19 protein-coding genes are annotated in these 23,479 nt (G+C 71.4%); 12 read left to right on the top strand and 7 right to left on the bottom strand.

Features of this window, described 5'->3' with window-relative positions:
- Window positions 1-30 precede the first annotated feature (30 nt).
- A complete protein-coding gene (locus ND747_RS07260) occupies window positions 31-609 on the bottom strand; it encodes a DUF6542 domain-containing protein (RefSeq protein ID WP_374216171.1) in 579 nt (192 codons plus the stop codon).
- Between the two features lie 78 nt (window positions 610-687).
- Window positions 688-2,190: a DNA recombination protein RmuC gene (gene rmuC / locus ND747_RS07255; protein ID WP_251732696.1), complete on the bottom strand. Its 1,503-nt coding sequence runs from the start codon at window positions 2,188-2,190 to the stop codon at window positions 688-690.
- A gap of 105 nt (window positions 2,191-2,295) precedes the next feature.
- On the opposite strand from rmuC, the gene ychF reads away from it, so the two are divergent.
- A complete protein-coding gene (ychF, locus tag ND747_RS07250; RefSeq protein WP_251732695.1) occupies window positions 2,296-3,372 on the top strand; it encodes a redox-regulated ATPase YchF in 1,077 nt (358 codons plus the stop codon).
- A 296-nt stretch (window positions 3,373-3,668) separates the two neighbouring features.
- Window positions 3,669-4,043 carry a DUF952 domain-containing protein gene (locus ND747_RS07245; RefSeq protein WP_251732719.1) on the top strand — a complete coding sequence of 125 codons (375 nt, stop codon included), beginning with the start codon at window positions 3,669-3,671 and terminating at the stop codon, window positions 4,041-4,043.
- Between the two features lie 78 nt (window positions 4,044-4,121).
- On the opposite strand, the gene ND747_RS07240 is transcribed toward ND747_RS07245, so the two are convergent.
- Window positions 4,122-4,430: a 4a-hydroxytetrahydrobiopterin dehydratase gene (locus ND747_RS07240; protein ID WP_251732694.1), complete on the bottom strand. Its 309-nt coding sequence runs from the start codon at window positions 4,428-4,430 to the stop codon at window positions 4,122-4,124.
- A gap of 322 nt (window positions 4,431-4,752) precedes the next feature.
- Here ND747_RS07240 and ND747_RS07235 point away from each other — a divergent pair, with 322 nt between their 5' ends.
- The 5 genes from ND747_RS07235 (at window position 4,753) to ND747_RS07215 (ending at window position 11,486) form a co-directional block, all read left to right on the top strand.
- The gene (locus ND747_RS07235) at window positions 4,753-5,274 is read left to right on the top strand and encodes a (deoxy)nucleoside triphosphate pyrophosphohydrolase (RefSeq protein WP_251732693.1); all 522 of its coding nucleotides are present in this window, start codon (window positions 4,753-4,755) and stop codon (window positions 5,272-5,274) included.
- 898 nt (window positions 5,275-6,172) lie between these two features.
- Window positions 6,173-8,008 carry a translational GTPase TypA gene (gene typA, locus ND747_RS07230; protein WP_251732692.1) on the top strand — a complete coding sequence of 612 codons (1,836 nt, stop codon included), beginning with the start codon at window positions 6,173-6,175 and terminating at the stop codon, window positions 8,006-8,008.
- Between the two features lie 251 nt (window positions 8,009-8,259).
- Window positions 8,260-9,144, top strand: coding sequence for an N-acetyl-1-D-myo-inositol-2-amino-2-deoxy-alpha-D-glucopyranoside deacetylase (gene mshB, locus ND747_RS07225; RefSeq protein WP_251732718.1), 885 nt, complete (start codon window positions 8,260-8,262; stop codon window positions 9,142-9,144).
- A gap of 534 nt (window positions 9,145-9,678) precedes the next feature.
- Window positions 9,679-10,788 carry a S1C family serine protease gene (locus tag ND747_RS07220; RefSeq protein WP_251732691.1) on the top strand — a complete coding sequence of 370 codons (1,110 nt, stop codon included), beginning with the start codon at window positions 9,679-9,681 and terminating at the stop codon, window positions 10,786-10,788.
- Between the two features lie 293 nt (window positions 10,789-11,081).
- Window positions 11,082-11,486: a DUF6113 family protein gene (locus ND747_RS07215; protein WP_308204576.1), complete on the top strand. Its 405-nt coding sequence runs from the start codon at window positions 11,082-11,084 to the stop codon at window positions 11,484-11,486.
- 172 nt (window positions 11,487-11,658) lie between these two features.
- Here the strand turns inward: ND747_RS07215 and ND747_RS07210 are convergent, their stop codons facing one another.
- The gene (locus ND747_RS07210) at window positions 11,659-12,705 is read right to left on the bottom strand and encodes a transglutaminase-like domain-containing protein (RefSeq protein WP_251732690.1); all 1,047 of its coding nucleotides are present in this window, start codon (window positions 12,703-12,705) and stop codon (window positions 11,659-11,661) included.
- A gap of 501 nt (window positions 12,706-13,206) precedes the next feature.
- Between ND747_RS07210 and fdxA the strand changes: the two genes are divergently transcribed.
- From fdxA to ND747_RS07185, 5 genes are all read left to right on the top strand, one after another.
- Window positions 13,207-13,530: a ferredoxin gene (gene fdxA, locus ND747_RS07205; RefSeq protein WP_251732689.1), complete on the top strand. Its 324-nt coding sequence runs from the start codon at window positions 13,207-13,209 to the stop codon at window positions 13,528-13,530.
- Between the two features lie 59 nt (window positions 13,531-13,589).
- Window positions 13,590-15,287 (top strand): succinyldiaminopimelate transaminase, encoded by a 1,698-nt coding sequence (gene dapC, locus ND747_RS07200; RefSeq protein ID WP_251732688.1) that lies wholly within the window; start codon window positions 13,590-13,592, stop codon window positions 15,285-15,287.
- An 84-nt stretch (window positions 15,288-15,371) separates the two neighbouring features.
- On the top strand, window positions 15,372-16,247 hold the full coding sequence (locus ND747_RS07195; RefSeq protein ID WP_374216170.1) for a 2,3,4,5-tetrahydropyridine-2,6-dicarboxylate N-succinyltransferase: 876 nt from the start codon (window positions 15,372-15,374) through the stop codon (window positions 16,245-16,247).
- 60 nt (window positions 16,248-16,307) lie between these two features.
- On the top strand, window positions 16,308-17,381 hold the full coding sequence (dapE, locus tag ND747_RS07190) for a succinyl-diaminopimelate desuccinylase (RefSeq protein WP_251732687.1): 1,074 nt from the start codon (window positions 16,308-16,310) through the stop codon (window positions 17,379-17,381).
- A gap of 324 nt (window positions 17,382-17,705) precedes the next feature.
- The gene (locus tag ND747_RS07185) at window positions 17,706-19,436 is read left to right on the top strand and encodes a sugar transferase (protein WP_251732686.1); all 1,731 of its coding nucleotides are present in this window, start codon (window positions 17,706-17,708) and stop codon (window positions 19,434-19,436) included.
- Window positions 19,437-19,620: 184 nt separating this feature from the next.
- Here ND747_RS07185 and ND747_RS07180 read toward each other — a convergent pair whose 3' ends face one another.
- The 3 genes from ND747_RS07180 to ND747_RS07170 form a co-directional block, all read right to left on the bottom strand.
- Complete coding sequence (locus ND747_RS07180) at window positions 19,621-20,826, bottom strand: glycosyltransferase family 4 protein (RefSeq protein WP_251732685.1); 1,206 nt, start codon at window positions 20,824-20,826, stop codon at window positions 19,621-19,623.
- Between the two features lie 49 nt (window positions 20,827-20,875).
- A complete protein-coding gene (locus tag ND747_RS07175) occupies window positions 20,876-22,276 on the bottom strand; it encodes a hypothetical protein (RefSeq protein WP_251732684.1) in 1,401 nt (466 codons plus the stop codon).
- A gap of 28 nt (window positions 22,277-22,304) precedes the next feature.
- Window positions 22,305-23,479 (bottom strand): endonuclease/exonuclease/phosphatase family protein (locus ND747_RS07170; protein ID WP_251732683.1); only part of this gene is annotated, 1,175 nt, incomplete at its 5' end.

Genomic DNA, 23,479 nt, shown 5'->3' with positions numbered 1-23,479 from the left:
AGGACGAGCTCACCGACGGACGCCCCGCCATCACTGGGCGGGCCGGCCCCGGCGTTCGCCGGGGTGTGCGGCGGAGGCGCGCAGACGTTCCCGCCGGGCGATCTGGGCTCGCCGGCCACGAAACAGTGCGATCAGGACGACCAGGAGGAAAGCCGCCAGCAGGATCGGCGCGTGCAGAATCAACTCCGAGGCGACGTCGATGGCCTTGTCCCGCAGCCCGGAACTGCCGTTGCCGGTGGACGGGTGCAGGTAGCCCACGCCGATCGTGATGAGCGCGAACACCAGTGGCGGCATGATCACGACGCCGATCAGGTCGTCTGTGTGGACGCGCAGGGCGGCCAGGACGCAGGCGCCGATGAACAGCACGCCGAAGGCGTACTTCAACGAGCCGAAGGCGGCGGTGTCGATCGCCGCGCCGATCCCGCCGAGGACCAGAACGACCAGTGCGGTGCCGAGAGCGGTCAGCCCGCGGCGGCTTCCCGTGACCAGCGTGGGCGGCGGTGCACCCGAACGGCCACGCGAACCGCGGACATACGGATCGTCGAACCGGTCGGCACGCCCGGACCTGCCCGGTGGCCTGGCTGACTGCCGATGTGGCGGCACACTCACGAACGCAAGGTACCGCCCGTGGATTTCCTGTGCGTCAGGACGATGGATCCGACGACGGTCGCGACGAGCGTGTCGGAGCTATCTGTGTTCAGACCACTGCTTTGCGTCGTAATCTGATGACTTTTCTGGTTGTTTGCCCTTGATGTCCTCCGTTTCGGGTTCTGTCACCCGTCCGGTATCCGCCAGCTGCTGGTTATCGGCGGGCGGCGGGCTGTCGGGTCGGCGTGCGTCGGACAGGAGCTCGGCGGCGGACAACGGGCGCACCCCGGTCGCCACCGGATCGGGGCTGGGCAGCGTGCCCTCGACGACGTTCATGGCGGCCAGGCGGCGAGCGGGAGTCAGCACGCGGCTTTCCAGCGAGCCCACGGTGGCGTTGAACTCCCCGACCGCCCGGCCCAGGGAGCGGCCGAGCCGGTCGAGGTGTTCACCGAGAGTTCCGAGCCGGGTGTAGAGATCCCGGCCGAGCTCGAAGATCTCCCGGGTGCGGGCGGTGAGAGCCTCCTGCGTCCAGGCGTAGGCGATCGTCCGCAGCATCGCGATCAGCGTCGTCGGCGTGGCGATGATGACCTTGCGGGTGGCCGCGTGCTCCAGCAGGCCCGGATCATGATCGAGGGCGGGGGCGAGGAACGCCTCCGCCGGCACGAACAGCACGACGAACTCCGGCGAGGAGGGCAGTGCCCGCCAGTACGACTTGGCGGCGAGCCCGTCGACGTGGGCGCGCAGATGGCGGGCATGTGCGGCCATCCGCCCGGCACGGAACTGCTCGTCGCTGCTCTCCGCGGCATCGAGGAACGCGGCCAGCGGCACCTTCGCGTCGACGACGACGTTGCGTCCGCCGGCCAGGTGCACCACCATGTCGGGCCGCAGGGGCCCGTCGTCGCCCTGGACGGTCAGCTGCTCGGTGAAGTCGCAGCGGTTGAGCATGCCGGCCACCTCGGCGACCCGGCGCAGCTGCATCTCCCCCCACGCCCCCCGGGCCTGCGGCCGGCGCAGCACGGTGACCAGCGCAGCCGTCTGCGTGCGCAGGTGCTCCGACGCCTCCCGGGCGAAGCGGACCTGTTCGACCAGCGACGCATACGCCTCGGTACGGGCCGTCTCCAGCTCGCGTAGCCGCCCCTCCATCCGGCCGAGCGCGTCGGCCAGCGGGCTGACCATGCTCTCGACCGCGGCACGGCGGGCATCGAGATCGCCCCGGGCCCGGGCGCCGGCCTCGTCGAACCGGGCGGTGGCGAGCTCGACGAGCTGCTGACTCGCCCCGGCCAGTGCCTGGGCGGACAGGGCCTGGAAGCTCTCGGCGAGCCGCTGCTGGCTCTGCTCGACCAGGGCGACCCGCTCGCCCGCCGAACGTTTCTCGTACTCCAGCGCCGTGCGCAGACCCGACACGTCCGCCTCGGCGAGCTGGGCGCGTTCCAGTGCGGCCGTGTTCGCCGAGCGGGCCTCGTCCCGCTCGCGCAGCACCGTGGTGTGCGCGGCGGCGAGCGCGGCATGGCGCGGATCGGCCAGCGCCCGGGCGGCGAGGAAGCCACCGACGGCACCGAGCACCAGCCCGACGAGGGTCAGCAGCGCGCTGGTCGTGTCCACACCGCAAGGCAATCACGCCCGTCCGACAGTTCGGTCTCCGGTGGTCCGGGCAGGGGTCCGACCGGCGGGCGGGCCGGGGTGGCGCGGCCCGTAGACTGATCCGCCATGGGCCTGTCGATCGGAATCGTGGGGTTGCCCAACGTCGGCAAGTCCACGTTGTTCAACGCCCTGACCCGCAACGAGGTGCTCGCCGCGAACTATCCGTTCGCGACGATCGAGCCGAACGTCGGCGTGGTCGGCGTCCCCGACCCGCGTCTGGACGAGCTCGCCAAGCTCTACGACAGCGCCCGGGTGGTCGCGGCGACGGTGAGCTTCGTCGACATCGCCGGGCTCGTGCGGGGCGCGTCCGAGGGGCAGGGCCTGGGAAACCGGTTCCTGGCGAACATCCGCGAGTCCGATGCGGTGTGCCAGGTCGTGCGGGTGTTCTCCGACCCCGACGTCGTCCACGTCGAGGGCAGGGTCGACCCGCCCAGTGACATCGAGACGATCAACACCGAGCTCATCCTCGCCGATCTGCAGACCCTCGACGCGCGGCTGCCCAAGCTCGAGAAGGAAGCCCGCGCGGACAGGTCCAAGCAGCCCCTGCTCGCCGCGGTGAAGGCCGCCCGTGAGGTGCTCGACGCCGGGCGGACGCTGTCGTCCGAGCCGTCGATCGACCGTGAGGTGCTACGGGAACTGTTCCTGCTGACGGCCAAACCGTTCCTGTACGTGTTCAACGTCGACGAGGACGTCCTCGCCGACCCGGGTCGACACAAGGAACTCGTGGACTCGGTCGCCCCGGCCGACGCGATCGTGCTGTGCGCCAAGGTCGAGTCCGAGCTCGCCGAACTGGACGACGCCGACGCCGCCGAGCTGCTGGAGTCCCTCGGCCAGAGCGAGAGCGGCCTTGCCCAGCTCGCCCGGATCGGCTTCCACACCCTCGGCCTGCAGACCTACCTCACGGCGGGGCCGAAGGAGGCCCGCGCCTGGACGATCACGGCCGGTTCCACCGCCCCCGAGGCCGCCGGCGTCATCCACACCGACTTCCAGCGTGGCTTCATCAAGGCCGAGATCGTCTCCTACGGCGACCTGATGGCCGCCGGCTCCATGGCCGCCGCCCGCGCCGCCGGCAAGGTCCGCATGGAGGGCAAGGACTACGTCATGGCCGACGGCGACGTCGTCGAGTTTCGCTTCAACGTCTGACCACGTCCGGCGTCATCTCGGCCAGACGACCCGCAACACCGTGACGGCGCTCCAGTTCCCCTGTGCCGCCTCGGACGTGGCGTGGGGTAGTGGTGCGGATGGGACCTGCGTGACCGCCAGCCGCCAGCGGCCCAGCTGGTCGGAGCCCGGCGGGATCGGCTGTCGCCGTTCGCGGTGGGTCCGTCGACCCGTTGGGCGCAGGGTCCGCACGGGGTACGACGCCAGGTAGGGGCGCGGAGTCGGTGAGGAGGCTGGTGCAGGTGACAGTCGACGAGAAGCCGGCACCGGACGAGCAGGTGATCTGCCATCTGGTCGAACGTTCGGCCTGGTCGATGGGGGCGGCGGCCTACCGGCCGGCGAGCCTCGGGGCCGAGGGGTTCATCCACTTCTCCACCCCGGCACAGGTGGTCGCCACCGCCAACCGGTACTACCGCGGGCGGGACGACCTGCTGCTCGTCGTGGTCGACCCACGGCGACTGACCGCCCCGTTGCGCTGGGAACCGCCGGCGCCGCCGGCATCGGCGGCCGTCGCTGCCCGAACCGGGCCGGCGGCGGCCGACACCCGTTTTCCGCACCTTTACGGCCCGATCGATGCCGGGGCTGTAGCGGTGGTGGTGCCGTTCCCGCCGGAGCGGGACGGCACCTTCCGCATGCCGGCCACCATCTGGTGACCATCGGCCTGGTGACCCATCGGCGCACGGTCGCAGGCGTGGCTGCGGCCGTGGCCACGAGCCGTCCGCCGCCGGCGGTCAGTAGGCGATGCCGGCGGAGCTGAGCAGGTGGGAGATGCGGCGGGCAAGGGTGATGTCGAGATCGGTGACGCCGCCGACCGAGTGGGTCCAGACGGTGAAGGTCACCGTGCCGGGGCCTCGGTCGATCACCGGGTGGTGGTCCAGCTCGTCGGCGGCGCGCAGCACCTCGGCGCTGATCGCGTCGGCCTCGTCACTGTCGACGAGGATCTCGAGCTGGATCCGGTCGGCATCACCGAGCCAGCCGGGCAGGGCCGACAATGCGGCGGCAACCTCGGAGTCGTCCAGTTTGGTTGGCTTTGTCGGCATCATTATCCTCCTGGCAGGGGGGCCGGCGGTCCGAACGGCCGTCGACGGGGAATGACGTCAGGGTGTGCCCAGTCGAACACGTTGATAGTGGTCCGGCGGGGTGCCGCACCGTCCGCCCGGCGGCGCGATCCGGCCGACGGACCGCGCGCTCGGGCCCGCCGGTGCGGCGAGCGCATCCGATGATCGGTTTCGGAGGGGTTCCCCCGGCCGTACCGCGTCGAACCGCCGAAGGCTGTGATTCCCGGTGGTCTGCGTACCTCGGGGGCCTCCAACCGTGGGGACTGCGCCCGAAATCGGTGGGAGTCTGGGAGAGTCCGGCAGCATGAATGTGGATGCGCGCGGTCCGGGTGCCTGCGCCCCCCACCCGCCGGCGATGGGACGCCTGGTCGTCGCCGTCGCGCTGCTCGATGTCGAACCCCACCCCGCGGCCCCCCACCCCGTCGGCGTGGGGTCCGGCCCTGGGCCGCGGGTGCTGGCCGCGCGGCGTCAGGAACCGTCGGCCTATGCGGGAATGTGGGAGTTCCCGGGCGGCAAGGTGGAACCGGGGGAGAGCGAGCACGAGGCGCTGGCCCGGGAGTGTCGCGAGGAGCTCGATGTCGGGATCGAGATCGGGCCGTCCCTGGGTGAGGTGGGCCTGGCCAGTCCCGGGTGGGTGCTGCGGGTCTGGTTCGGCCGGATCACGCAGGGGCAACCGCGGCTGGTGGCCCATGACGCGCTGCGCTGGCTGAGCGCCGCCGAACTCGACGACGTCCCCTGGATGCCCGCGGACGGTCCCCTGGTCGAGCGCCTGCGCGAGGTCCTCACCACCCCTGGACTGCTGCCCACCTGGCCGCCTGCTCGCTGACCGTCCACCTCCCGAGGCCTGTCGTCTGCTACTCCACGCGGTCTGCCGCGAAGAAAGATTCGCCCTCGCGGGTTGCCGTGGGGGCAAATCGGACACGCCCCCCGGCTGTGACCCGTGTGGCTCCTCCCTCGCCCGGTCAGCCGTCCGGTCCGTCCGGTCCGTCCGGTCCGTCCGGTCCGTCCCGTCCGTGCTTCCGTGCTTCCGCCCCTTCTGTGCTTCCGTCCCGCCGTGTCCGCCGTGGCCGGCGACCAGTACGCCAAGTCACGGATTCCTGCCGAGGCGGAGTGAAGGTTCCGGCCCGCAGATCCTTCACCAAGCCTCGGCAGGAACGGATCATGGCTTTCGGTCATCCGTGACCGAGCCGGTTTCGTTGCAGGAAGTGGTGTGGGTGGCACGGAGGGTGCCGGTTGGTGGGTGTCGGGGGTGGATGGGGGCGGGGGTGTGCTGGTGGAACGTCCACCGGCCCCTGGGACGGTCACTCTCCGGCATGTCTGCGCGGAACGTGATGGTAGGCCTGCGTCTCGACGGGCCAGGATCGCCGGTGCGGGTTGGCCGGGACGGTGGGGTTGGCCGGGTTGGCCGGGACGGTGCGGGTTGGCCGGGTTGGTGGCGGGACTTGTCGGTGGGCAGGCGCGCGTTCGGCGGGTGGATGGCAGGGGTGAGGTGGCCGTCCGGTGTACGGATGGTGGGCGTGCGGTGGCAGGTGTGGGTGGTCGGTGGTGGGGTGGACATGGATGGGCGCCCGGGTCCGTACCATGGGGAGTGGTACGGCTGTCGCCGCCACCCGAGTGCGGGAGTGTGTGCGCCGGGCCGTCCCATGTGGTGTCGCCCTGCGTGCGCGCCGCCGTCCTTCTGTTGCGGGGTTGAGAGCCCCATGTCCGCCCCGGAGCGTCCCACCGTGTCCACACGTGCCGATCTTCGTAACGTGGCCATCATCGCCCATGTTGACCACGGCAAAACCACGCTCGTCGATGCCATGCTGCGTCAGTCCGGCGCCTTTGGCGAGCATGCCGAGCTCACCGATCGGGTGATGGACTCGATGGACCTGGAGCGCGAGAAGGGCATCACCATTCTCGCGAAGAACACCGCGGTCCGCTACGGCGACATCACCGTCAACATCATCGACACCCCCGGCCACGCCGACTTCGGTGGTGAGGTCGAGCGCGGCCTGTCCATGGTCGACGGGGTCGTCCTGCTGGTGGACGCAAGCGAAGGCCCACTGCCGCAGACCCGCTTCGTGCTGCGCAAGGCGCTTGCCAAGCGACTGCCGGTCGTCCTGGTCATCAACAAGGTCGACCGCTCGGACGCCCGGATCGCCGAGGTCGTCGACGAGACCTACGAGCTCTTCCTCGACCTCGACGCCGACGAGGAGCAGATCGACTTCCCGATCGTCTACTGCAACGCCAAGGCCGGCCGGGCCTCGACGACCCGTCCCGAAGACGGTGCGAGCCCCGACTCACCCGACCTCAAGCCGCTGTTCGACGTGCTGCTCGACACCGTCCCGGCGCCGTCGTTCGATCCGGACGCACCGCTGCAGGCGCTGGTCACCAACCTCGACGCGTCCCCGTACCTGGGCCGCCTCGCGCTGTGCCGGGTACACAACGGGACGATCCGCCGCGGCCAGCAGGCCATGCTGTGCCGTGCCGACGGCACCCAGCAGCGAGTGAAGATCAGCGAGATGCTGATCACCCGGGCGCTCGAGCGGGTCCCGGCGGAGGAGGCCGGGCCCGGCGACATCATCGCCGTCGCCGGCATTCCCGACATCACCATCGGTGAGACCCTGGCCGACGTCGAGGATCCCCGTCCGCTGCCCGTCATCACCGTGGACGAGCCGTCCATCAGCATGACGATCGGCATCAACACCTCGCCGCTGGCCGGGAAGTCCGGCAAGAAGCTCACCGCCCGTCTGGTCAAGAACCGCCTGGACGCCGAGCTCGTCGGCAACGTGTCCATCCGCGTGCTGCCGACCGAGCGTCCTGACACCTGGGAGGTGCAGGGCCGTGGTGAGCTGCAGCTGGCCGTGCTCGTCGAGCTGATGCGCCGCGAGGAGTTCGAGCTCACCGTCGGCAAGCCGCAGGTCGTCACCCGGGTGGTCGACGGGAAGGTGCACGAGCCGGTCGAGCGCCTGACCATCGACGCCCCCGAGGAGTTCCTCGGCACCCTCACCCAGCTGCTCGCCCTGCGCAAGGGCCGGGTCGAGCAGATGATCAATCACGGCACCGGCTGGATCCGGCTGGAGTACCTGGTCCCCGCCCGCGGGCTGATCGGGTTCCGCACCGAGTTCCTCACCGAGACCCGCGGCACCGGCCTGCTGCACCACGTCTTCGAGGGTTACGAGCCGTGGTTCGGTGAGCTGCGCACCCGCGCCACCGGCTCCATGGTCGCCGACCGCAGCGGTCCCACCACCGCCTACGCCCTGTTCAACCTGCAGGAGCGCGGCACGATGTTCGTCGGCCCGACGATCGAGGTCTATGAGGGCATGATCGTCGGCGAGAACTCCCGGGCGGACGACATGGACGTCAACCCCACCAAGGAGAAGAAGCTCACGAACATGCGCTCGTCCACCGGTGACGAGCTGGTGCGCCTCACCCCGCACCGTGTCCTCACCCTCGAGCAGGCGCTGGAGTTCTGCCGCGAGGACGAGTGTGTCGAGGTCACCCCCGGCTTCGTCCGGCTGCGCAAGGTCGCTCTCACCGCCGGCGAGCGCGAGAAGCTGCGCTCCCGCCGCCGCTGACCGCACCGCGGTGCGGCAGGGGGCCGGCCCGGGTGGGGCCGGTCCTCGGCCGCGGATGACTGCCCACCGTCGGCGTGGTTCTGTCGGAGGCGGGTCGTAGGGTCCTAACCGTGACGTCTTCTGCCGTACCGCCGTCCTCCACCAGACCGCGTGATGCCGCGTCGGCTTCTCCGGGTGTGTCGGCGGTCCCGGGTGTGTCGGCGGCCTCGGATGCGCCGGCGACCCCGGGCGTCGGCGCCACCCGTCGGCTGATGTTCGTGCACGCGCATCCGGATGACGAGGTCATCTCCACCGGTATTGCGATCGCCTCCTACGCCGCCGCGCCGGATACGTCGGTCACGTTGGTGACCTGCACGCTCGGCGAGGAGGGCGAGGTCCTGGTGCCGGAGCTGGTCCACCTGCGCGCCGATCTCGGCGACCAGCTCGGTGGCTATCGCATCGGCGAGCTCGCCGGTTCCTGTGCCGCGCTCGGCGTCACCGACCACCGCTTCCTCGGCGGCCCCGGCCGTTTCCGCGACAGCGGCATGATGGGCACCCCCCCGAACGACCATCCCCGCAGCCTGTGGCAGGCCGACCTCGACGAGGCCACCGCGGAGCTGGTCCGCATCGTGCGTGACGTCCGTCCGCACGTGCTCGTCAGCTACGACTCGTTCGGCGGCTACGGCCATCCCGATCACATCCGCGCCCACCAGCTCACCGCCCGCGCCTTCACCGACGCCGCCGACTCCTCCTTCGCCCCCGGCGCCGGCGCACCCTGGCAGCCCGCCAAACGCTACGAGACCGCCATGCCCCGCTCCCAAGCGGTCGCCGGCTTCGAGCACTTCCGTAACGTGGACACGCCCGGCAACCCCTACGCCGGCCTCACCTCCGTGGAGGAGCTCCCCGTCCGTTTCGTCGAGGACGACGCCGTCACCGCCGAGATCACCGCCCCCGGCCGCTTCCTCGAGGCCAAGATCGACGCGATGCGCTCCCATCGCACCCAGATGGCCGTCGACGGTTTCTTCTTCGCCCTCGCCGACGGCATCGGCCAGCACGCCTGGGGCACCGAGTACTTCGTCCTCGCCGCCGGCCAGCGCGGCCCCGGCACCGGTTCGGACGGTCGTGAGCAGGACCTCCTCGCCGGCCTCAACCTCTGATCAGGTGATCTGCCGCCTCCCGGGACACCCGCGTCCAGGTGAGGCGGTTGCTGGTGGAGCGCAGGACGAAGTGCTGTCCTGCTGTTTCGGGTCGTGATCTGAGGTCCAGGCTCGACTTCCGGCGCCGCGGGCGGACGTCCGTAACCGTCCTGGCACCCCCGTCGGGCCGTGGACAAGGGCGTGATCGCGTCCTGCCGAGGCGCGGGTTGCTCGGCGACGCGGTCGTCCGGGGTGATCTTCTGCGCCGCCCGGTGGATGGGACCCCTGCTCGCGAACCTTGTGCTGTGACGTCGAGGGCTTGGGTGCCACCTACGCTGATCGTGAAGGGTTGCGACCTCGAAGGCTGCATGCGGAGCGCGATGCGACGCCATGGTGTGCCTGATGTGTTGCTGAGCGTGTGTCGTCTTGTGCTGTTGGCGCGGACGGCCACCATCTGGGTGCCCGATCGGGGAGTGCGGGGAATCCCCGCGGGCCGAGAGGCGTCTGTAATGCTGTAATCCCTGCAAATCAGGGGTGTCTGGCCCGGGAGGTCGGATGTTCGGCAGCAGGCGCAACGAGGGCGGACGCGGCGACCGCAGATACGACGGCGCGCGCGACGACCGACGCAACGACGACGGACGCAACGACGACGGACGCAACGACGACCGACGCGGCGACGGTGGGCGGGGTGTGGAGCCGTTGGACGCGTACTCGGCGGTGGTGACCAGGGTGGCTGCGGCGCTGACGCCGTCGGTCGCGAGTCTGCGGGTGCGGACCAGGCGTGGTGTGGGGGCGGGGTCGGCGGTGGTGTTCACCGACGACGGGTTTCTGCTCACCTCGGCGCATGTCGTTGAGGGGCACAGCACGCCGGCGCCCAGCGTGCCGGGGCGCGGCGGTGGGTCGTCGGGGTCCGCGGTCGGGATTGCGCAGTTTGCCGACGGGACGGAACGGGAGTTCGACGTGGTCGGCGCCGATCCGCTGTCCGATCTGGCGGTGCTGCGGGCACGGGGGGGTACGCCGCCGGCAGCCGTCCTTGGGGATGCGGCGAGCCTGCAGGTCGGGCAGCTGGTGGTCGCGGTGGGCAATCCGCTCGGACTTACCGGGAGTGTGACGGCGGGGGTGGTCAGTGCGCTTGGACGGTCGCTGCCCACACGGTCGGGCCTGGCGGCGCGGGTGGTGGACGAGGTGATCCAGACGGATGCGGCGCTCAACCCCGGTAACTCCGGTGGGGCGCTGGCCACGGCGGATGGTCGGGTGGTCGGGGTGAACACGGCCGTGGCCGGGATCGGGTTGGGGCTTGCCGTCCCGGTGAACGCGACGACCCGGGCGATCCTTGCGGCGCTGATGCGGGATGGTCGGGTGCGGCGTGCCTATCTCGGGGTGGCCGGGATGCGGGTTGCGCTGCCGCCGGCGGTGGTCCGGCTCACCGGACAGCAGTTCGGGGTGCGCCTCGCCGAAGTGGTCGTGGGGAGCGCGGCGGGGGTGGCGGGTCTGTTCACAGGTGATCTTGTGTTGTCGCTGGCGGGTACCCCGGTCGTCACGCCTGGCGATCTGCAGCGACTGCTGTCGCAGGAGACGATCGGGCGGCCGGTGGAGCTCACCGTGTGGCGGCGCGGGGCGCTCGTCGACGTCGTCGTGGTGCCCCGGGAACTCGTGACGGCCTGATCCGAACGTCGCGTTGCGCCCGTCCCGTCGGCCCGTGGGTGTTCGACGGATGTCAGGTGGGACCTGGCATGTCCTACTGTCGACACATGCCCAGCCGCAGTTCCGGTCCTCGTCCTACGCCGCCGCGGTCCACGCGTTCGCGGCCGACGTCATCGCGGTCGACGTCATCGCGGCCGACGTCGTCAGCGGGCGGCCCGGCGGGTTCCGCGGGACACTCCGCCCGGGACACAAGCCCCACCGGCTCGGCGGCGCCCACCGGCTCGGCGGGTGCCGGCGTGCGGGTGGGAGTGGGAGTGGAAGAGACGGAGCCCGGGCGGGTCTTTCTCGGCGGTGCGTACGCGCTGGGCGTTGTGCTTGGGATCGGGCTCGGTCTGTACGGGGTGGTCTTCCTGGCGGACGGCCCGCGCCCGGGGGACGTGCTGCTGTCGTACGGGCTGGGCCTGGCGCTGTTCGGGAACAGCGCCGCGGCGCTGCTGCTGCGCTGGTTGACGGGGACGCGGTTGGGGCCGATGACCGTCCTGATCGGATGGACGCCGGTGGTGCTGCTGCTGGCGAGTACCCGGCCGGAGGGGGATCTGATGCTGACCTCCAGCGGCAACGCGTACGCGTTCCTGCTGCTGGGGGGGCTGAGCCCGGTGGTGGTGACGGTTCTTGGCCGGGCGCGGCGTGGGCTGACCGCGCTGCCCCCGCGCCGATGACACCCCCGGCCCGGCCCGGCTTGGATCGGCCTGGCCGGTCCGCCGTCCGGGCGCCCCTGGACGCGGGTGAGTGTGGCGGGGCGGTCGGGCGCCTCGCGACGGGAGTGTCCATCCGGACGAGCCGGATCGGTGCGTGCCGTCCGGGTGTGCCGCCGAGCGGGCCCGCGGCCGGCTAGTTCAGTCGGGCGCGGGCGGTGACGGCGGCCTGGCGGGCGGCGGCGGCGGCGGTTGGCTCCACGGTGGCGACGGTGTCGGCGAAGGACGTGAGGTCCTGCGCACCGCCGAGGAAGTCACCGAGCCGAATGCGCAGTTCGCCGCGCTCGCGACGCAGGCTGGCTGGATGGTGGGGGAGCAGCAGCGACAGCTCGACCGCCCACAGTCGGGTGCGCGGGGCGTCGGTACGGGCGGCCAGCACGCGGATGTTGCCGAGGATGCGGGACAGGACGTCGGCGGTGTCCATCGGCGCGAGGTGGGCCCGGTTGAACGCCGCGCCGGCCGCGCGGACCTTCGCGGCCGCATCGTGAATGGTCATCAGCCGGCCGGCATCGAACGGGTCGACGAGGACGAAGTCCTGCGGCGAGCCGACCGCGACGACGACATGGCTGGGCAGGCCCACCGGGTAGGCGGTGACGCCGAGCCGGCGTGCCACCTCCACCCAGATCACCGACAGCAGGATCGGCAGCCCGCGGCGGCGGCGCAGCACGTCGGGCAGCAGCGAGGAGCGCAGATCGTCATAGTCGTCCGCGGAGCCGGCGAACCCGGCGTCCAGCCCGAGCGCCTCGTGTAACGCCTCGGCGGCGATCCGCGGCTCGAGCCACCCGAATCCGCCGCCCGGCCCCGCCCCGGCGGTTCTGCCGTGCTCGACGCGGGGAAAGGGGCGGGCCGGGGTGGCCCGGGCGGCGAACAACGGACGGGCCCGGGCGGCGAGCATGTTCAGCGCCGCCAGGGTGGCTGACGGGTCGACCGGATCGGCCGGGCCGGCCGAATCTGCCAGATTGGCAAAATTTGCGTGATTGGCGCGATCTGTCGGATTTGTGGCGGCGGTGTGACGGGCGGGATCAGCCGGATCAGCCGGACCGGCGGGACCGGCGGGTCGGGCGGTGCGGCCGGACTCGATGTCCGCCTCGACGGCGAGCAGGTGGCAGGCCACGGCCAGATCGATCGGTTCCCGGCGGACGACCTCGGCGAACCTGTCCCGGCTGTGACTGCGGCTGCTCACCTGCCCTGCGCCCCCTGGTCGTGGCCGGGCTCGGAGCTCCCCGGCCCGGCATCCGTGGTCGCGTGTGTCATGGACGAAAGTGTCGCGCCTGCGACTGACCGGGTTCGAACGATGGTGCCAGAATCTGGTAGGTCCGTGTTCGTCCGGGTATCGCTGCCAGGCCCGTCGTCAGGTGTTCCGGCTACGTCCCGTGAACGCCGCGCGGGGGGTCTGGCGGGGACAACGCGTGCCGCGACGAGGTCATCCTCGGTAATCTGAACAGCAGCACCTTCCGCCGTTTCGACCGTCAGTACGCGCGACGACCATGACCGAAGCGTTCCCAGGACATCACTGAGAGGTATTGGCCCGGGGATGCGCCGCCGGATCATGACTCGCGCGCCGATGTCGGCCCGAGTGATGCGGACGACATACACCACCAGCGCACGCCCTTGCTGTCGACATGGAACCGTCCATGTCGATACTAGGGACTCAGTCGCCCGTGAGCCCGAGGAGGAACATCCGGTGACCTACGTCATCGCGGAGCCCTGTGTCGATGTCAAGGACAGGGCTTGCATCGAAGAGTGCCCGGTCGACTGCATCTACGAGGGCGGGCGGATGCTCTACATCCAGCCCGACGAGTGCGTCGACTGCGGAGCATGTGAGCCCGTCTGCCCGGTCGAGGCCATCTACTACGAGGACGACGTCCCCGATCAGTGGAAGGGGTTCACCGACACCAACGCGAACTTCTTCGAGGAGCTCGGGTCGCCCGGTGGCGCCTCGAAGGTCGGCGCGTTGGACTTCGACCCGCCGGCCGTCGCCGCGCTGGCTCCCCAGGGTGAGTCCTGAGCGGCCCTGGGAGGTCGGGCAACACCTCGGGGGTCCTGAGATCACCGGCTCGTTCCCGTGTGCGGCTGCCCGACTTCCCCTGGGACCAGATCGCGTCCTACAAGGAGAAGGCCCGCACACACCCCTACGGGCTGGTTGATCTCTCGGTCGGGACACCGGTGGACGCAACGCCGGCCGTCGTCCAACAGGCGCTGGCCGGCGCCGCGGACGCCCCGGGCTATCCGCAGACGGCGGGTACCCCGGATCTGCGGGAGGCCGCGGCGGGCTGGCTGGCCCGCCGGCTCGGCGTCCTCGTCGATCCGGGTGCAGTCCTGCCCGTGCTCGGTACCAAGGAGCTGGTCGCCCAGCTGCCCGGTCAGCTGGGGCTCGAGCCCGGCGACCGGGTGTGGGTGCCCACGCCCGCGTACCCGACCTACGAGGTCGGGGCGCTGCTGGCGCGCTGCGAGCCGGTCCTGGGTCCGGCGGACGGGGTGACCCTCGTCTGGCTGAACTCGCCGGGCAACCCGACCGGTCGGGTGCTCACGGTCGACGAGATGCGTGCGGTCGTGGGCTGGGCCCGCGAGCGGGGTGTGATCGTCGCCAGCGACGAGTGCTACATCGAGCTCGGCTGGGAGAGCCGGCCGGTCTCGGTGCTGCACCCGGATGTGTGTGGTGGGTCACACGAGGGCCTGCTCGCGGTGCACTCGCTGTCGAAGCGATCGAATCTGGCGGGCTACCGGGCCGGTTTCGTCACCGGGGATCCGGTGCTCGTCGAGGGTCTGCTGGGGGTGCGCAAGCACGCCGGGTTCATGATGCCGACCCCGGTGCAGGCGGCGATGGCCGCCGCCTACGCGGATGACCTGCACGTCGCCGACCAGCGGGCCCGGTATGCCAACCGGCGGGCCGTGCTCGCGGCGGCACTGTCGGTGGCCGGGTTCACCATCGACCACAGCGAGGCCGGTCTGTACCTGTGGGCGACCCGCGGCGAGGACGCGTGGTCCACCCTGGACGCGCTGGCCGGCGTCGGCGTTCTGGTCGCTCCCGGCACGTTCTACGGCGAGGCGGGCCGGCACCACGTCCGGGTTGCCCTCACCGCGCCGGATTCGCAGGTCGCCACCGTGCCCGAGCGGATGGCCATGATCCCGCCAGTGGCGAACCCGCAGCCGACGAGCCCGCCGGCCGGGTACGGCGCCGGCGGTTACGCCGGGGACGGTTACGGGGCACCACCGAACCGGTACGCCGAGCCGCCGGGCCGTCACGTCGAGGCGCCGAACCAGTATGGCGAGTCGCCGGATCGGTATACCGACGCCCCGAACCGGTACGCCGAGCAGCCCGGCGGCTACCCGCAGGCTGCGGACGGCTACCCGCAGGCTGCGGACGGCTACCCGCCAGCCGCGGCCGGCTATCCCGCCCCCGCCGACGGCGGCTACCGCGACCCGCGCGATGCCTTCCCCGGCGAACGGGACAGGGACCGGAGCGGCTACCCCGATCCGCGCGGGGGCGGTTATCCGCCATCCCGGCCGGAATACGGCGGCGGTTACGACGACCGCTCCGGCTACCCGCCGCGCCCGGAGCCCGACACCCACACCGGCGGCTACCCGATTCATTCCGGCGGCCAGCCGGGACGTCCCGGGGCGTACACCGGACGACGGGTGCCGCCCCGCGTGCCCGGTGGGCCCGCCGGCTACCAGGGTGAGGCGGACCCCCGGTACGACGGCCAAGGCGACGACGCCGATGGTTCCCCTCGCCCGTGGAACGGCGAGCCCGACATCCGCTGACCTGCCGCCTGCGGCCGGCGGCAGCTGCGTGGTCTACGACGGTCCCGCCGTCCGGGGCGGCGGGAACCTCGTAAGGTCAGGCCCGTGAGCACCTCCAACTCCTCTGCTGACCTGCCGGCCGGCGCCGCCTCGGGCGCCGCTTCCGTGATCGATCCCGTCATCGACGAGCTGTGGGACCGTCGCGGCGAGCTGACCCCCAGCGACGCGGACGCGCGCAAGAGCGTTGTCGCCGCCATCGACGCCATCGACGCCGGCGAGGCCCGTGTCGCCCGGGTCGCCGCCGACGACACGATCGTCGTCGACGAGCGGGCCAAGCGGGCCATCCTGCTGTCGTTCAAGGTCCTGGACATGGTGGAGTCGTCCGCCGGCGACTTTCACTACCACGACCGCATGCCACTCAAGACCCGCTTCGACGGCGTGCGGGTGGTCCCGGGAGCGATCGTTCGCTGGGGCGCGCACATCGCCCCCGGTGCGATCCTGATGCCCAGCTACACCAACATCGGCGGGTTCGTCGGCGCCGGCACCCTGGTCGACACCTGGGCGACCGTCGGCTCCTGCGCCCAGGTCGGTGAGCGGGTGCACCTGTCCGGCGGTGTCGGCCTCGGCGGTGTGCTCGAACCGCCGAACGCCGTTCCGGTCGTCGTCGAGGACGACGCCTTCGTCGGTAGCCGCTGCATGGTCGTCGACGGCGCCCGGGTGCGCCGCGGGGCCAAGCTCGGCGCCGGGGCGATCCTGACCGCGTCCACCCACGTGTTCGACGCGACCACCGGCGAGGAGTACCCGCGCGGCGAGATCCCCGAGCGCGCCGTCGCGGTGGGTTCGACCCGTATCCGCTCGTTCCCCGCTGGCGACTTCGGGATGCCCTGCATCCTGGTATTGCGCACCCTCGACGAGGGCGAGATCCACGACAAGCTGGCCCTCAACGACGTCCTGCGCGAACACGGCGTCGCCGGCGGCTGACGCAGGCGGGCGGGCCGTCGGCGCCCTGGCCGGACGCCGTCAGGTCGTAGGGTCGGCGGCATGGATCTGGACCTTCGCGCGCCGGTCGGGGAACTCACCCGGCGCCTCGTCGACGTGCCGTCGGTCAGCGGCGACGAGGCGGCCCTCGCCGACGCCGTGCAGGCGGCCCTCGGTCGGATCGGCGGGCTGCGCGTCGAGCGGGACGGCGATGCCGTCGTCGCCCGCACCTCGCTCGGTCTGGCCTCGCGGATCGTGCTCGCCGGCCATCTCGACACGGTGCCGATCGCCGACAACCTGCCCTCGCGGGTGGACGGCGGTCGGCTCTACGGCTGTGGGACGTCCGACATGAAGGCCGGGGTGGCGATCGCCCTGCATCTGGCGGCGACCCTGCCGCTGACCGAGCCGGGCATGCTGCGCCACGACATCACCTGGATCTGCTACGACCACGAGGAGGTCGAGGCGGCGCGCAACGGGCTGCGTCGCCTCGCCGAAAAGCACCGCGACTGGCTCGACGGTGACCTCGCGATCCTGATGGAGCCGACGTCCGGCGAGGTCGAGGCCGGCTGTCAGGGCACCCTGCGGGTCATCGCCCGCCTGGCCGGCCGCCGCGCGCACTCGGCCCGGTCCTGGCTCGGCGACAACGCCATCCACAAGGCCGGCGACCTGCTGCGCCGCCTGGCCGCGTACGAGCCGCGCAGCGTCACCCTGGACGGCTGCACCTACCGGGAGGGCCTGTCCGCGGTGCGCATCGACGGCGGGGTCGCCGGCAACGTCATCCCCGACGCGTGCGCCGTCACGGTGAACTTCCGTTTCGCCCCCGACCGCACGCCCGAGGGCGCGGTCGCCCACGTCCGCGAGGTGCTGGCCGGTTACGACCTCGAGGTCACCGACCTGTCCGGTGGCGCCCCGCCCGGCCTGACCGCCGCCCCCGCCGCCGCGTTCATCGCCGCCACCGGACGTACCCCCGTCGCCAAGTACGGCTGGACGGACGTCGCCCGCTTCGCCGCACTCGGCATCCCCGCCCTCAACTACGGCCCCGGCGACCCCAACCTCGCCCACACCCGCGACGAGTACGTCGAACTGGCCGCCATCGACGAGGGCGAACGCCTGCTGCGCAGCTACCTCACCGCGTAGGCCAACCGCGAGGGCGGATCGCCTGCGACGCAGATCACACTGACGTGCGATGACTGTTACCTCGGTAGATCGGGAATGAGCGGTTCGCTAGGGTGGTCGGGTACGCACCAAGCCGACTGGATTTGCGTCCCGCGCGGCTGGTGATCTCGTCGGGTTCGGGGGGCTCGGCTGTGAAGGCGTCTTTTGTCGTGTTTGCTGTCGGGCATCGTCATGTGGCTCGGCAGATGTGCTTTCGTCGTATTCGGCTCTCGGTGGGTCCATGAGATCGTCCGTGCAGCCCCCGTCTGTCCCGCCCCGGTCGATCGGTCATCGGGGGTCTGGGAGGTGACGGACGCGATGATCAGTATTTTCCAGACACAGTCGGGGAGCGAGCTCGATACAACGAGCACGGACGACCCCGGCGTACAGGTGGAGGCCGATCGGCTCGTGCCTGCCCAGCGGATCCACGCACCCACGCCACACTTACACCCGAACCCGAACCCGAACCCAGGCCCGGATTCTGGCATCGGTCCGGCCGGCGAACGGTCGCGGTCGGACGGCGCCGAGCAGAGCACCGCCACGCAGAACGGCGCCGCCGAGGCGGACAGCCGGGCCGTACTCGAGCGTTACCGGGCCCGGTTGCCCTGGGAACGTCGGTACGGCCTGCTGCTCGTCGGGCTGGACGCATCCGCCTGCGTCGTCGCCGCGGCGGTCGCCTACCTGGTGCGGTTCGGCGGGTTCGTCGAGTTCGATCTGAAGCCGGTGTCGGTGCGGCCGTACCTGGTGATGTCGGTCGTGCTGCCGATCGCCTGGGTGCTGGCGATGTTCCTCGGCCGGTCCTACGAGAGTCGGTTCCTCGGCAACGGTTCGGAGGAGTTCCGCCGGGTCCTGAACGCCGCGGCGCATTTCACCGCCCTCGTGGCGGTGCTGTCCTATGCGACGAAGGCGGAGCTCGCCCGCGCCTATGTCCTGATCGCGTTCCCGGCGGCGATCCTGCTCACCGTGCTCGGCCGCTGTGCGGCCCGCGGCTACCTGCACCGGATGCGCCGCGCCGGCCGCGGCCTGCACCGGGTGCTGGTGGTCGGCTCCGGTGATGCGGCGGCGTCGCTCGTCCGGCTCGCGCGGCGCGACCCGACCGCCGGCTGGACGGTCGTCGGCATCGTGCTCGACCGCCAGCCCGGCCGCCACAGCCACGACTACTCGGACCGCAGCGGCTTCGACCTGCTCGGCGTCCCGATCGTCGGCACGTCCGACTCCCTGCACACCGCGATCAGCGCCACCCACGCGACCACGGTGGCGATCTGCCCGCAGATGGACGGCGAGACGCTGCGTCGGGTGCTGTGGACGTTGGAGGGCAGCGACGTCGACGTGCTGATCTCCTCGGCCCTGACCGACGTGACCGGCCCACGCATCACGATCCGCCCGGTGGCGGGTCTCCCACTGCTGCACATCGAGGAACCCGAGCTCACCGGAGCCCGCCGGGCGGTCAAGGGCCTGTTCGACCGCAGCGTCGCGCTCACCGTGCTGCTGCTCGCCTCGCCGGTTCTGCTGTCCGTTGCGCTCGCCGTGCGGCTGACCAGCCGCGGCCCGGCCATCTTCCGCCAGACCCGGGTCGGCCAGGACGGTCGTCCCTTCACCATGTACAAGTTCCGCTCGATGTACATCGATGCGGAGGCCCGCAAGGCCGAGCTCGCCGACAGCAACGAACGCGCCGAGGGCCTGCTGTTCAAGATGCGCGACGACCCCCGGGTCACCCGGGTCGGCAAGGTCCTGCGTAAATGGTCCCTCGACGAGCTGCCGCAGCTGTTCAACATCGCCGGCGGCACGATGTCACTGGTCGGCCCGCGCCCGCCACTGCCCAGCGAGGTCGAACAGTACGAGGACGACGTACACCGCCGCCTGATGGTCAAGCCGGGCCTGACCGGCCTGTGGCAGATCAGCGGCCGCTCGGACCTCGAATGGGACGAGTCCGTGGCCCTTGACCTGCGCTATGTCCAGAACTGGTCGCTGCCCATGGACTTCTACATCCTGTGGCGCACGGTCTTCGCCGTGCTGCGCCGAGAAGGGGCCTACTGATCGGCGGTTGTTCGCTCACGTGACAGCCCGTCCCACATCACGCGGACAGTCCCCCAGTTATCCTGGGATTTTTCTGTCCGGTCCACACGGTCGGCGGACAGGAAATTTCTTTGGCTGCATCAAAGAAGAACAAGCTGCCGGGGGCTGCCGAATAAGTACCAACCGTCATCGGCGGAGCAGCTGGTCAGGCGTCCTTGCGGAGCTGGCGCAGGGCGGCGACGTCGAGCTGGTCCGGGTGGTCGGGGTGGACCTGGCGGTAGAGGTCGAGCAGGACGGTGATGCGCCGGGTCCAGGAGAAGGATTCGGCGCGTTCGCGGTTGCGGGCGCTGGCCTTGGCGCGGAGGTCCGGGTCGGCGGCCATGCGGTCGATCGCGGTTGCCAGGGAGCGGGCGTTCGGGGCGGCGAGGATGCCGGCGTCGCCGAAGGTGTCGCTGACGCCGGCGACATCGGTGGCGATGATGGGCAGGCCGCCGGCCATCGCCTCCAGCACGACCAGGGGGAGGCCGCCCTCGATGTCGGAGGACAGGACGAAGACGTCGGCCCAGCGGTGCCAGCGGGCGAGCTCCTCGCCGGTCTTCGGGCCCACGAGCCGGGCGTTGCCCAGGCCGAGCTGGGTGACCTGGGCCTCGAGCGCCTCGCGGTCCTCACCGTCGCCGACGACGACCAGCTCCACCGGGGCGTTCACCGAACCCAGCGCTTCCAGCAGACGCGGCACGTTCTTCTGCCGGGTCAGCCGTCCGACGAACAGCAGGCGCAGCGGGCGGTCCGCCGCCTGGGGCGGTTCGGGTGTGGGATCCGGGCGGGCGGCGAAGAACTCGGGGGCGACGCCGTTGCTCATGACGAGGACACGTTCGAGCGGGATGGCGTATTCGCGGGCCATGTCTGCGGCGACCCTGTCGGACAGGGCGATCACGCAGGCGGCGCGCTGGATGGCGGGGCGCAGCAGCAGGGCCTTGTACAGCGGCAGCAGGATGCCCATCCGGCCGGACCTGTCGGCGTCGATGTGGAAGTGCGCCACATAGGGGAAGCGGCGGACGGCGGCGGCGAGCAGCACGATCTCCGGGAGCAGCGCGTGGCCCATGTGCAGGTGGACGACGTGCCGGCGGGAGATCGCGAGGATCCGCGGCAGGAAACCGGGCGCCAGGGGCGTGTGGGCGACCTCGACCCCGCGTAGCCGGCGGATGCGCAGCCGACCGACCTGTTCCCGGCGGGGCACCCCGGCCGCCCCGCAGTCCGAGGTGATCACCTCGACGTCCGACGACGCGGCGACGCCCTCGGCGATCGAGCGCATGACGTTCTCCAACCCGCCGAGATGCGGCGGGTAGAAACCGCCCACCTGGACGACCGGCGGCCCGGCGTACGCCGTCTTCCCGGGTGATACCGCTGCCATCTCCGGCCGCCTTTCCGATTGAATGGTCACCGTCGGTGAGTTGTGGGGTTCAGTGGGTTGTCAGGGTCAGTGTGTCGCGGCTGGCGGCGGCCTGCGCGTCCAGCAGCGCGAGCGGATCATCGGCCAGCGTGCGGGCGAGCTCCTGGACGGCGCCGGGGTCGAACCGGTGGGCGTCGAAGCTGATGGAGACGTTGATCGCACCGGCGACCGTGGTGAACGAGCAGGTGAGCGCGTCGGAGCCGGCGGTCGTCACCATGCCCTGCAGCCACGTCCGCTCCGGCGCGACCAGCGCCTTGACGTGGGGCAGCAGCGGCAGCATGCCCAATGAGGTGACGGTCAGCTCGGGGCTGGGCCGGGTGCCGTTCGACGGCTGCGAGGACCCCGGCCGCCGCGGGATCGGGATGGCCTGGGCGACCAGCGCGGCGCCGATGGACACCAGCGGGCGACCGCAGCCGATGACCCGGCGCACCTCCGTGGTGATTGAATCCGGCGAGGTCGGGTCCTCGGGGGTGATACCGACGCATCCCACAAAGTTCCCGACAATGGCGTTGCCGCCCGTCAGATACCGGCGGGCATCGAAAAGCACGGTGAGTCCGGGCTGGCGACGCGGCAACCGGGAACATTCCAGTGCGACGACCGCCGCCGCGTAGAGCACCCCGTTCGCGGACGCCGCCGGCGCATGCCGTTCCCGCCACTGCCGCACCCGCGCGGTCAGCTCGGCATCCGACGTCGCGCAGACACTGACCAGCCGGGAAGCAGATTCACCCCGGGCCGTGGAGACGCCCTGCGCCGGGATCGCGCCGCCGGCCGGGGCCGGGGCCGGGGACGTGGTCGGGGGCGAGAAGGCGGGCGACGGGGGTGGGGTGGCCTCGCGGGCTCGGCGGGAGGCGCGGTACTGGGTGACCAGGTCGCGGGACGGGCCGAGGCCGGTCCCGAAGGTCCTCCACAGGGCGCGCAGCAGCGGGTAGCGCACCGAGGTCTCGATCAGCTCCGACGGCAGCTGCTCGTCCTGCGCATGCTGCAGCAGGCTCGTCCAGGTGGTCATGAAAAGCGTGGCGTCGCCGACCGCGTGCGACATCTCGAGCATCGAGTACTTCCGGCCCACCCAGAACCGGAACGGCAGCTGCCCGAGACCTTCGGCGTACCGCGCGGCCATCCAGGCGCCGATCGGGCCCGCGTCCTGCGTCGGATCGCCGATCGTCGCGGGATCGTCGTCGAACTCGCGGATCACCTCGTGCAGATGCCGCTCCCGCGCGCTCGGTGGAATGGTGAGCAGCCGGCCGTTCACCAGATCCACCCGGCGCAGCAGCCGGTTGCCCGGGTCGAGTGCCGCCAGGTTCCAGACCACGCGGCGCACCGCCGCCACGGACGGCATTCGGACCGGGCCGAAGCCCATCATCGAAACCGTGCCGAGTTCGAGCCGGTCGCGGGCGGGAAGTCGTTGGTCCATGCTCGCCTCTCCATACGCACAGGTGTTCTCACAGCTGCAGGTCGGCTGAGATCGGAAGATGGTCGCTGCCGAACGGAGCACCACGGTGGTAGCGGTCCACGGTGACGTCGGAAGAGACCAGAATGTGGTCGATGCGGGTGGTTTCCTTCCACCGGGCGGTCGCGCTCCAGGTGGGTGACCAGCCGGCCCCCGCCACGTCGTGCGCGTCGCGCAGCCCGGCACCCAGCAACCGTCGGAACGGCCGATGGTCGCGGGTCGCGTTGAAATCGCCCGCCAGCACCAGCGGAATGCGTGCCCCGGCGCCCCCGGTGCGGGCGGCCTCGGCGCGGGAAACCTCGGTGCGCAGGGCATCCAGCTGGTCGGCCCAGCGTCGGGTGTAGGCCCCGCCCACCGGTGAACGGGTGTGCACGACGACCAGCTCGAAGCGGTTTCCGGACGGGAGGGTGACGGTCATCCGACCGAACGGAAAGCCGGCCGCGTGCAGGTCGGGCGCCGTCGTCAGCGGATAGCGGGAGTAGACCGCGTAGCCGAACGGCTCATACGACGGACGCAGGACGGAGTACCGAAAGTCGCGCAGCGCGGGAACGGCGCGCAGCTGCCCGGCGATCAGCGGGGTGTACTCCTCGAGCAGCAGCACGGCCGGCTTCTCCTGGTCGAGCTGTGTCGCGATCCGGGCCACCCCGGTGTTCCAGCCGTTGACGTTGGCGGTCATCAACCGGACTTCGGCGGCCCGCGGTATCAGATGGTGCCCCTGGCCGACCCGGACGAATTCGGGCACCGTCCAGGTCAGGTGCAGCGCGGCGGTGGCGACCATGCCCGCGGCGAGCAGTCGTGAACGGCGCACCAGCGCATAGCCGATCAGCGGATAGGCCGGCAGGCACAGCAGCGGGGTGAACGCGTTGACCGCCGGGAACGGCCAGCCGATCAGATCGTCAAAGTGGGTCAGTCGCGCACCGACGCAGAGCAGCAGCACCCCTGCCACCCCCAGCGCCGCCAGCCGGCCCACCCGCTCGACCCCGTGCTGCCGGCCCAGGTGCTGGCCGAAACGTCGCGTCCAGGTCCGACGGCCACGCGATGGCCGCTGCGGCCCGTCCGCCGCCTGCGCGGCGTCGGCGGCGTCAGAGCCGCTGGAGCCGCCGGAGCTGTCGACGGTCACGTCGTCACCGGGCGCGAGCGTGCCGGGGCTGGTACGCACCGCGCGGG

The organism is Frankia sp. R82 (genome assembly GCF_023716925.1).
Classification (GTDB): Bacteria; Actinomycetota; Actinomycetes; order Frankiales; family Frankiaceae; genus Frankia.
This window is presented reverse-complemented; position numbering and strand designations above follow the sequence as displayed.